Source organism: Polaromonas sp. P1_G4, from assembly GCF_056405475.1.
Genome location: NZ_JBFUCA010000204.1, coordinates 1 through 6,997 on the forward strand (window position 1 = coordinate 1; position 6,997 = coordinate 6,997).

Here is a 6,997-nt window from a genome sequence, read left to right on the forward strand (position 1 = left end):
TTGAGGCGCTGCTCAAAGGCCGGCGTTACGTCGACGTTGTAAAGCAGTTCGCTGGGCGCCACGCGCGCCAGCCAGGCTTCCAGTTCGTCATTGGCGCAGTGCGCCAGGTGGATTTCGCCCTGCGTCACGCTGAGCCAGGCCAGGCCGCAGGTGTTGCGCGCGCCCTGGTGCACGGCCAGCAGGATGGATTCGGTCTTGTCGCTCAGCAGTTCGGTGTCGGTCAGTGTGCCGGGCGTGACCACGCGCACCACTTTGCGCTCCACGGGGCCTTTGCTGGTGGCGACGTCGCCGACCTGCTCGCAGATGGCTACCGATTCGCCGAGCTTGATGAGCTTGGCCAGGTAGCCTTCCAGCGAATGAAAGGGCACGCCCGCCATGACAACCGGCTCGCCCGCGGACTGGCCGCGCCGTGTCAGCGTGATGTCCAGCAGGCGGGAGGCCTTTTCCGCATCGGCAAAGAAGACCTCGTAGAAATCCCCCATGCGGTAAAAAACCAGGGTGTCGGGGTACTCCGCCTTGATGCGCTTGTATTGCGTCATCATGGGCGTGTCTTCCGGCGCGCCGCCTGTTGGATTTTTGCCCCGAATTGTTTCTTTTTGCATCAATGACCTAGCGCATGCGCGCTTCCTTCTGTTCGCATTTTTATCTCGCCAATTGCCTATCTTAGGGGCCGTTCTTCGATGTTTCCGGCCCCTGATTGTCCTTTACTATCAGTCACTTACCGCCAACACCGGCTTTTGCCGGGAAAGATTGCGGTGGGCCCCTCAGTCGGCATAAAACCTTACGCTGGAATCCGGAAATCTGCCAAAGAGCGGCATTTTTGGGGAGGTAGACTCGCTTGCATTCATCTATTCAAAAAGCAAACCGGATACGGTCTGCGCCAGGGCCCACGACCTCAACCGAAAGGCAAGCAATGACCGAGCCGAGTATCCCGCCTTTCAACAGCGTAAGCGGGGCGGAGCCGACTGACACTGCGCTTGCCGAGCCGTCCCTGGCCAATAAGGGCCGCAGGGCGGTGCATGAAACTGCCCGTCTTTGCGTGGGTTACCTGGTACTTGTTGGCGTCAGCCTGGCGGTCTCGCTGCTGGCGGTGGTCATGCGGCCCTTGTTGCCGAGGGTATTAAGCAAACGCTGGGGGCGCAGGCTCGTGGCCGCCACTTTCCGCTCTTATCTGCGCCTGCTGGTGTTGATGGGGGCCTGTCGGTTCGACCTGACGGCGCTGGATGCGCTGCAGGCAGGCCCTCCAGTGATCATCGCGCCCAATCATCCTTCCCTGCTGGACGCCATCATGATCCTGTCGCGTTTGCCGGACGCCACCTGCATCATGAAGGCGGACATCGTCAACAGCGTTTTTTTTGGGGCCGGCGCGCGACTGGTGGGTTATATCCGCAATACGCCGCTGCGCACCATGGTGCAGCTGGCCGTCGCCGACTTGCGCCAGGGCAGCAGTTTGCTGCTTTTTCCGGAGGGCACCCGCACACGGCGGTTTCCTGTAGGACGCATGCAGGGAACGACGAGCCTGATTTCCAAATACGCGGGTGTGCCGGTGCAAACCGTTTTTATCGAAACCGATTCGAGGTTTCTGGGCAAGGGCTGGTCCCTGCTATGGACGCCGAAAATGCCGGTCACTTACCGTGTTCGCCTCGGAAAATGCTTTGAACCGGTAAGCGACACGGCGCACTTCACCGCAGAGCTGGAACAATACTTCCAGGCCGAGCTGGGGCGTACCCGGGCGTCCTCCCTGACTGCTTCTGCGCCGCCGGCGTGAAGGTGCACGCAGTTTTCCGTTCAAGTTAGATCCCTCGATGAATGATTCCCTTCGCGACATGTCCAGGACGCACCTCGTCCTGATTCCCAGTTACAACCCCGGTGTCAAAGTTGACGAAACAGTCCGCAGTGCACTTGCGCAGTGGGCGCCGGTCTGGGTGGTCGTCGACGGCAGCACTGACGGCAGCACCGACCGTCTGCTGGCAATGGCCGCAGACGATGCGCGCTTGCGGGTCGTGGTGTTGCCGCGCAATGTGGGCAAGGGTGCCGCAGTGCTGCACGGCATTGAGCTGGCTGCGGCCCAGGGGTTCACGCATGTGCTGACCATGGACTCCGATGGGCAGCACCCCGCCCACCTGATTCCGGAGTTCATGGTCGCGTCGCTGGCCCAACCCGCTGTCATGGTGCTCGGCGTGCCGGTATTCGCCGCGGATGCACCACGCCTGCGTGTCAACGGACGCAAGGTGTCCAATGGATGGGCCGACCTGGAAACCCTGTGGGCCGGCATCGGGGATTCCCTGTTCGGCTTTCGTGTTTACCCGATCGCGCCGCTGCGTGATGTGATGGCCGGGCAACGCTGGATGCGCCGCTTTGATTTTGACCCGGAAGCCGTGGTGCGCATGTGCTGGCGCGGGGTGAAGCCGGTCAACCTGCCGGCCACCGTGAAGTATTTTCGGCCCGACGAGGGAGGGGTGTCGCACTTCAACTACTTGCGCGACAACCTTTTGCTCACCTGGATGCATTCCCGGCTTTTCATCGGGTTTGTGCTGCGCTTGCCAGTGTTGCTGGCCCGGCGCCTGTTTCAGCGATCGTGATGAGTTGAGGCCAGGGCCGGGGCCGCGGAGCCGGGCTGCGATTTGACTGCCTGGTATTCTGAAAATACGCCGGCTTCCAGGTGTTGCCTGACATCCGCCAGACCCGCCGCGCGCAACGTGGCCAGCACCTGTTCGGGCGGCACGCAGGCTTCTATGCTGTCCCAGTAGTAGCGCCAGATGGACGCGGTTTCCTTTTGCCGCGAAACGAAGCGCGTCAGCAGCGGTATGACGCCGCGCATGTAGGTCTTGAGCAACCAGCGGCCCCAGCGGCTTTTTGCCTGGGTGATTTCGAGCACGCAGAGCCGTCCACCGGGCTTCAACACGCGTTCAAATTCTGCAAATGCCACACCCAGGTCGCTGATGTGGCGCAGGGCATAACCCATGCTTAAAAAATCGAAATGGTTGTCCGGAAACGGAAGGGACTCGGCCCGGCCTTCCACCAGCACCATGGTTTTTGGCAGCTTGCTGGCGGCCATCATGCCGGGGCTGGGATCAAGGCCGGTCACCAGTGTGGGGTCTCCGGTCAAGAGGCAGGCTTGCGCGGCAACCAGGCCGGTTCCCACGCCCACGTCGAGGACTTTCATGCCGGTTTTCAGGCCGCCGCGAATCAATGCGTCGCGTCGATAGCGTGAACCGCTGCCCCAGGCCAGGATTGCCTCGATGCGGTCATAGTCCGGCGCGGTACTGTCAAAAATCCTGCGCAGATAGGTTTGCCGGTCCTGCTCTGTCTGGTAATACTCGGTCAGCGGGACATGGGGTGCATGCACCGTGGGAGTGTTTTCAGGAATGGTCATGGAGTGCCTTTTTAAATCATGCCGCCGTTGATGGAAATAACCTGGCCGCTGATGTAAGCTGCGCGCTCTGAAGTCAGAAAACTCACGAGGTCGGCGACTTCTTCAGGTCGCCCGGCTCGTTTCATGGGTACCAGCTGCGCGATGGCAGTGGCATCAAAACTGTCCTGGCTCATCGGTGTCGCGATGATGCCCGGCGCGACCGCATTAACCGTGATGCCGCGGCTGGCCACCTCCAGTGCAAGGGATTTGGTGGCTGAATGCAATGCGCCTTTGGCCGCCGAATAATTCACCTGTCCGCGGTTGCCTGCCACTGCCGCGACCGACGTGATATTGATGATACGCCCCCAGCGCGTACGGATCATCGGCATCATCAAGGGCTGGGTGACATGAAAAAAGCCATTCAGCGATACGTCAATGACCTGTTGCCACTGCCGCAGCTGCATGCCCGGAAAGACCGCGTCGTCATGAATGCCGGCGTTGTTCACGACCACCTGGACCGGCCCCTGAAGCAGCAGGGTTTCCAGTGCAATGGCGGTTGCGGCGGCATCAGTGACATCAAACGCCACAGCTTCCGCATGACCGCCTGACGCCTGGATGGAAGCCACCAGTGCTGATGCGGCATCGAGGCCGCGGTTGGCATGCACGATGACGTGAAATCCATCGGCAGCCAGTTGCCGGCAAATGGCTGAGCCGATGGCGCCACTGCCACCGGTGACCAGCGCGCGTTTGAGTACGGAGGCGTTCATGCAGTCCCCTTTGATGGCGCGTCGAGCATCACCACGGCGCGGCCCGACAGAAGCAGTGCAGGGCCTGCGTGGACCGTGAACCCATAAAGAATACTGCCGGCGTCGCCGCTCGTGCGCTCGGCATGGATGGTGAGCGCGAGGTTGATGTCGTCGAGTCTTTCGACGTGCAAGGTGACCCCGCGAACGCTGACCAGGTAGCCGAAGGGGGTGGCGTTGTCGTCTGCCTTGTGATTTTTCTGGGTGCCGGCCGCGGCTTCCGAGATCAGTGCGCCGTGCACAGCCATGGCTTGCGCTGCGTATTCAATCCCGCATGCGGCGCCCAGCCTTCCGTAGGCACGCAGGGGATTGCCGGCAGCGCGGTGGCTCGTGGCTTCGCAAGAAATTTGACTGTTGTCCCACGCCGTGACGCGTTCAAGCAGGCACATGCTGCCTTGATGGGGAATACGGCGCGCGATCTCGTCGTGCCCAAGGCTCAAAGGCGCGCTGCAGGCCTTGGTGGGCATCAGGCCTGCAAGTATCACGGTGCCACCTGCAGGGCCAGTTGCCGGCCGTCAAGGTAGTCCAGCACGATCCGGCCGCTTTGCTGCCGCGCGATGCTGCGCAGCAGAGGCAGGCAGCGTGCCGCAGGAATGTCTGTGCGCAGCTGTTCGAGCGCGGCGTCATCGAGCCGGTCGGCAGGCAAGGCCGTCAGGCAGTTGTCTGGTTCCAGCGTCCACTGCGCCTGGCTGCGTTCACTGCGGTGGGGTGTCAGCACCAGTCCCAGGCCGAAGGTGTCGGGAATGGGGCGTGTGCTGTACAGCGGCTCCGGGTAATCGGTGTCATAAGCGACCAGCAGCACGGGTATCTGGTCCACCGCTACCTGGGCCATGGCCTCCAGCAGACCTGCCGAAAAACTTGCATCGCGCGCGCAAAGCACCGAGGACGAAACCATCGAGCCGCTTGAAATGCTCCAGTAGCCGGAGGCGGCGTTGTGCACTGAATTGTGAAAGCGCGTCGGGGAGATCAGCCTGTCGCTGGAGGCCAGAGCATTGCAAATTTCGTGGCAATTGACGGCGTCGCCGCTGGAAGATGAAAACACGGATGCCAGCATGGCAGCTTGCAGGCCCGAAGCTGCAACCGCTTCCTCGCTCACTGCCAGCGACACCTTCACCACCGCGCCGGCCCGGCGGCGTTCGGCCTGCGGCAAAGCCATGGGTGGCGGAAGAACGCAGCGCGTGGCTTGATAAGCGGTGCTGCCTTTGAGATATTCGCGCCCTTGCGCCCACCTCGCCAGTCCGGGGCCCAGCAGCCCGATACCTTCGACAAAAACCGTCAGCGCTGTTGCGGATGGGGATTGTGCTTGTGTCATGTGGGGACCTTAACCGGCACGGCCAAAAATCAGGCTGCAATTGGTTCCGCCGAAGCCGAAGGAATTGCTGAGCACATGCCGGGGGGCGGCCTCCTGGTTGTCCATGAGGTAGTTGACGGCCAGGGCCGGGTCGCGCTCGTGGGTGTTGATGCCGCCGGGCAGCAGGCCGTGCTGCAATGCGAGCGCGCAGATCACGGCTTCAAGCCCGCCCGCAGCGCCGAGCGTGTGGCCGGTGGCGCCCTTGGTGGAGCTGCAGGGGGTGCCTGGGCCGAACAGCCCGGACACCGCCTTGGCTTCCGCGGCATCGTTGCTTTGTGTGGCTGTGCCGTGCAGGTTGATGTAGTCGATCCCGGCCGTGGTGAGGCCGGCCATGTCCAGGGCCTGCTGCATTGCCAGCCGTGCACCCAGGCCGTCGGGATGGGGGGAGGACATATGGTGGGCGTCGCTGGATTCGCCGACGCCCAGCAGCAGCACATCATCTGGGGCGGGTTGTGCCGGTGCGGGTTCCAGCAGGGCGAAAGCGGCAGCTTCCCCAATGGTGATGCCGTTGCGTGCGGCGTCGAATGGCCTGCAAGCCTGGGGGGAAATCAGACCCAGCGAGTTAAAGCCATACAAAGTTGTGAGACACAGCGAATCGACCCCGCCGACCACGGCAGCATCGATCAGGCCCGCCCGCATCATCCTTCGCGCTGAAGCGAACACCTTGGCACTGGATGAGCAGGCTGACGACACAACGGCGGCCGGGCCGGTCAGCCCAAGGTACTGGCGCGTGAAATCAGCGACAGAAAATGTGTTGTGTGTTGTGCCGTAAATGAAATCGGGGGGCAGGGCGCCGGTCCCCGGGTCGCGCCGGCGATAGGCCAGTTCGGTTTGCAAAATGCCCGATGTACTGGTGCCGATGAAGACCCCCACGCGGTGCGCGCCGTATTTTKTGCCGGCGGCTGCCACCGCTTCAGTAAAGCCGTCCTGCTGAAGCCCCAGCAGGGCGAGCCGGTTGTTGCGGCAGTCGAAGCGGGCCCATTGCGCAGGAAGCTGCACGCTGTCCGTGCCCGTGACCTCGCCTGCAAAGGTCGGCAGGTCGACCGTGTCAAAAGTGCATGGGGCGAGCCCGCCCCGCCGCGTGCGCAACGCGTCGAGAGTTTGTGCAAGACCGCGACCCATACTGCTGGTTGCGGTGAAGTGGGAAAGCCAAAGTGGATACAGAGAAAAAACCAATCTGAAGAAAAAGACACTTTAGCAAATCACGTGGCAAATCCGGCGCCGTTGCGATGCCGGACACCAGCTGTTACTTGCCTGCGGTGCGCTGTTTGTGAAGATGCAGGGATAACCAGGCTGCCACTCCCCCCAGGAGCAGGCCTCCGGCGACGTCCACCGCGACGTGCTGCCTTGTGGCCAGCGTGGAATAGGCAATGCCGAAACACCAGAGCGCGTTCACCGCCAGCACCCATGCGGGGACGGAGAATCGGCGCAGCAGATGGTGCAGCCAGATGCCCGAAAAAACGGCTGTTGCCACATGAAGCGAAGGGC

At 62.3% G+C, this 6,997-nt stretch carries 9 protein-coding genes; 2 read left to right on the forward strand and 7 right to left on the reverse strand.

The window, feature by feature from the left end; all coding sequences use genetic code 11:
- A partial coding sequence (locus AC1D1X_RS11840; protein WP_477698324.1) for a MutS N-terminal domain-containing protein occupies window positions 1-602 on the reverse strand: 602 nt, incomplete at its 3' end.
- Between the two features lie 311 nt (window positions 603-913).
- Here AC1D1X_RS11840 and AC1D1X_RS11845 point away from each other — a divergent pair.
- Window positions 914-1,768, forward strand: a complete 855-nt coding sequence (locus tag AC1D1X_RS11845; protein ID WP_477671550.1) for a lysophospholipid acyltransferase family protein — start codon at window positions 914-916, stop codon at window positions 1,766-1,768.
- Window positions 1,769-1,805: 37 nt separating this feature from the next.
- Window positions 1,806-2,582: a glycosyltransferase family 2 protein gene (locus AC1D1X_RS11850; RefSeq protein WP_457279115.1), complete on the forward strand. Its 777-nt coding sequence runs from the start codon at window positions 1,806-1,808 to the stop codon at window positions 2,580-2,582.
- Here AC1D1X_RS11850 and AC1D1X_RS11855 read toward each other — a convergent pair.
- From AC1D1X_RS11855 to AC1D1X_RS11880, 6 genes are all read right to left on the reverse strand, one after another.
- Window positions 2,570-3,376, reverse strand: a complete 807-nt coding sequence (locus tag AC1D1X_RS11855; RefSeq protein WP_477671551.1) for a class I SAM-dependent methyltransferase — start codon at window positions 3,374-3,376, stop codon at window positions 2,570-2,572. The two genes, AC1D1X_RS11850 and AC1D1X_RS11855, sit on opposite strands and share 13 nt — an antisense overlap.
- Window positions 3,377-3,387: 11 nt before the next feature.
- Window positions 3,388-4,122: a 3-oxoacyl-ACP reductase FabG gene (fabG, locus tag AC1D1X_RS11860; RefSeq protein WP_477671552.1), complete on the reverse strand. Its 735-nt coding sequence runs from the start codon at window positions 4,120-4,122 to the stop codon at window positions 3,388-3,390.
- On the reverse strand, window positions 4,119-4,625 hold the full coding sequence (locus AC1D1X_RS11865) for an ApeP family dehydratase (protein WP_477671626.1): 507 nt from the start codon (window positions 4,623-4,625) through the stop codon (window positions 4,119-4,121). The genes fabG and AC1D1X_RS11865 overlap by 4 nt, the downstream gene beginning before the upstream one ends.
- Window positions 4,626-4,639: 14 nt before the next feature.
- Window positions 4,640-5,470: a beta-ketoacyl synthase chain length factor gene (locus tag AC1D1X_RS11870; protein ID WP_477671553.1), complete on the reverse strand. Its 831-nt coding sequence runs from the start codon at window positions 5,468-5,470 to the stop codon at window positions 4,640-4,642.
- A 9-nt stretch (window positions 5,471-5,479) separates the two neighbouring features.
- Complete coding sequence (locus AC1D1X_RS11875) at window positions 5,480-6,673, reverse strand: beta-ketoacyl-[acyl-carrier-protein] synthase family protein (protein ID WP_477698326.1); 1,194 nt, start codon at window positions 6,671-6,673, stop codon at window positions 5,480-5,482.
- An 82-nt stretch (window positions 6,674-6,755) separates the two neighbouring features.
- On the reverse strand, window positions 6,756-6,997 hold a 242-nt coding region (locus AC1D1X_RS11880; protein ID WP_477698325.1), incomplete at its 5' end, for a phosphatase PAP2 family protein.

Bases quoted from the DNA above. Each gene is read 5' to 3' on its own strand.
- AC1D1X_RS11850 (WP_457279115.1), top strand. From the start codon at position 1,806: ATGAATGATTCCCTTCGCGACATGTCCAGGACGCACCTCGTCCTGATT.
- AC1D1X_RS11865 (WP_477671626.1), bottom strand. From the start codon at position 4,625: ATGCCCACCAAGGCCTGCAGCGCGCCTTTGAGCCTTGGGCACGACGAG.
- AC1D1X_RS11855 (WP_477671551.1), bottom strand. From the start codon at position 3,376: ATGACCATTCCTGAAAACACTCCCACGGTGCATGCACCCCATGTCCCG.
- AC1D1X_RS11870 (WP_477671553.1), bottom strand. From the start codon at position 5,470: ATGACACAAGCACAATCCCCATCCGCAACAGCGCTGACGGTTTTTGTC.
- AC1D1X_RS11845 (WP_477671550.1), top strand. From the start codon at position 914: ATGACCGAGCCGAGTATCCCGCCTTTCAACAGCGTAAGCGGGGCGGAG.
- fabG (WP_477671552.1), bottom strand. From the start codon at position 4,122: ATGAACGCCTCCGTACTCAAACGCGCGCTGGTCACCGGTGGCAGTGGC.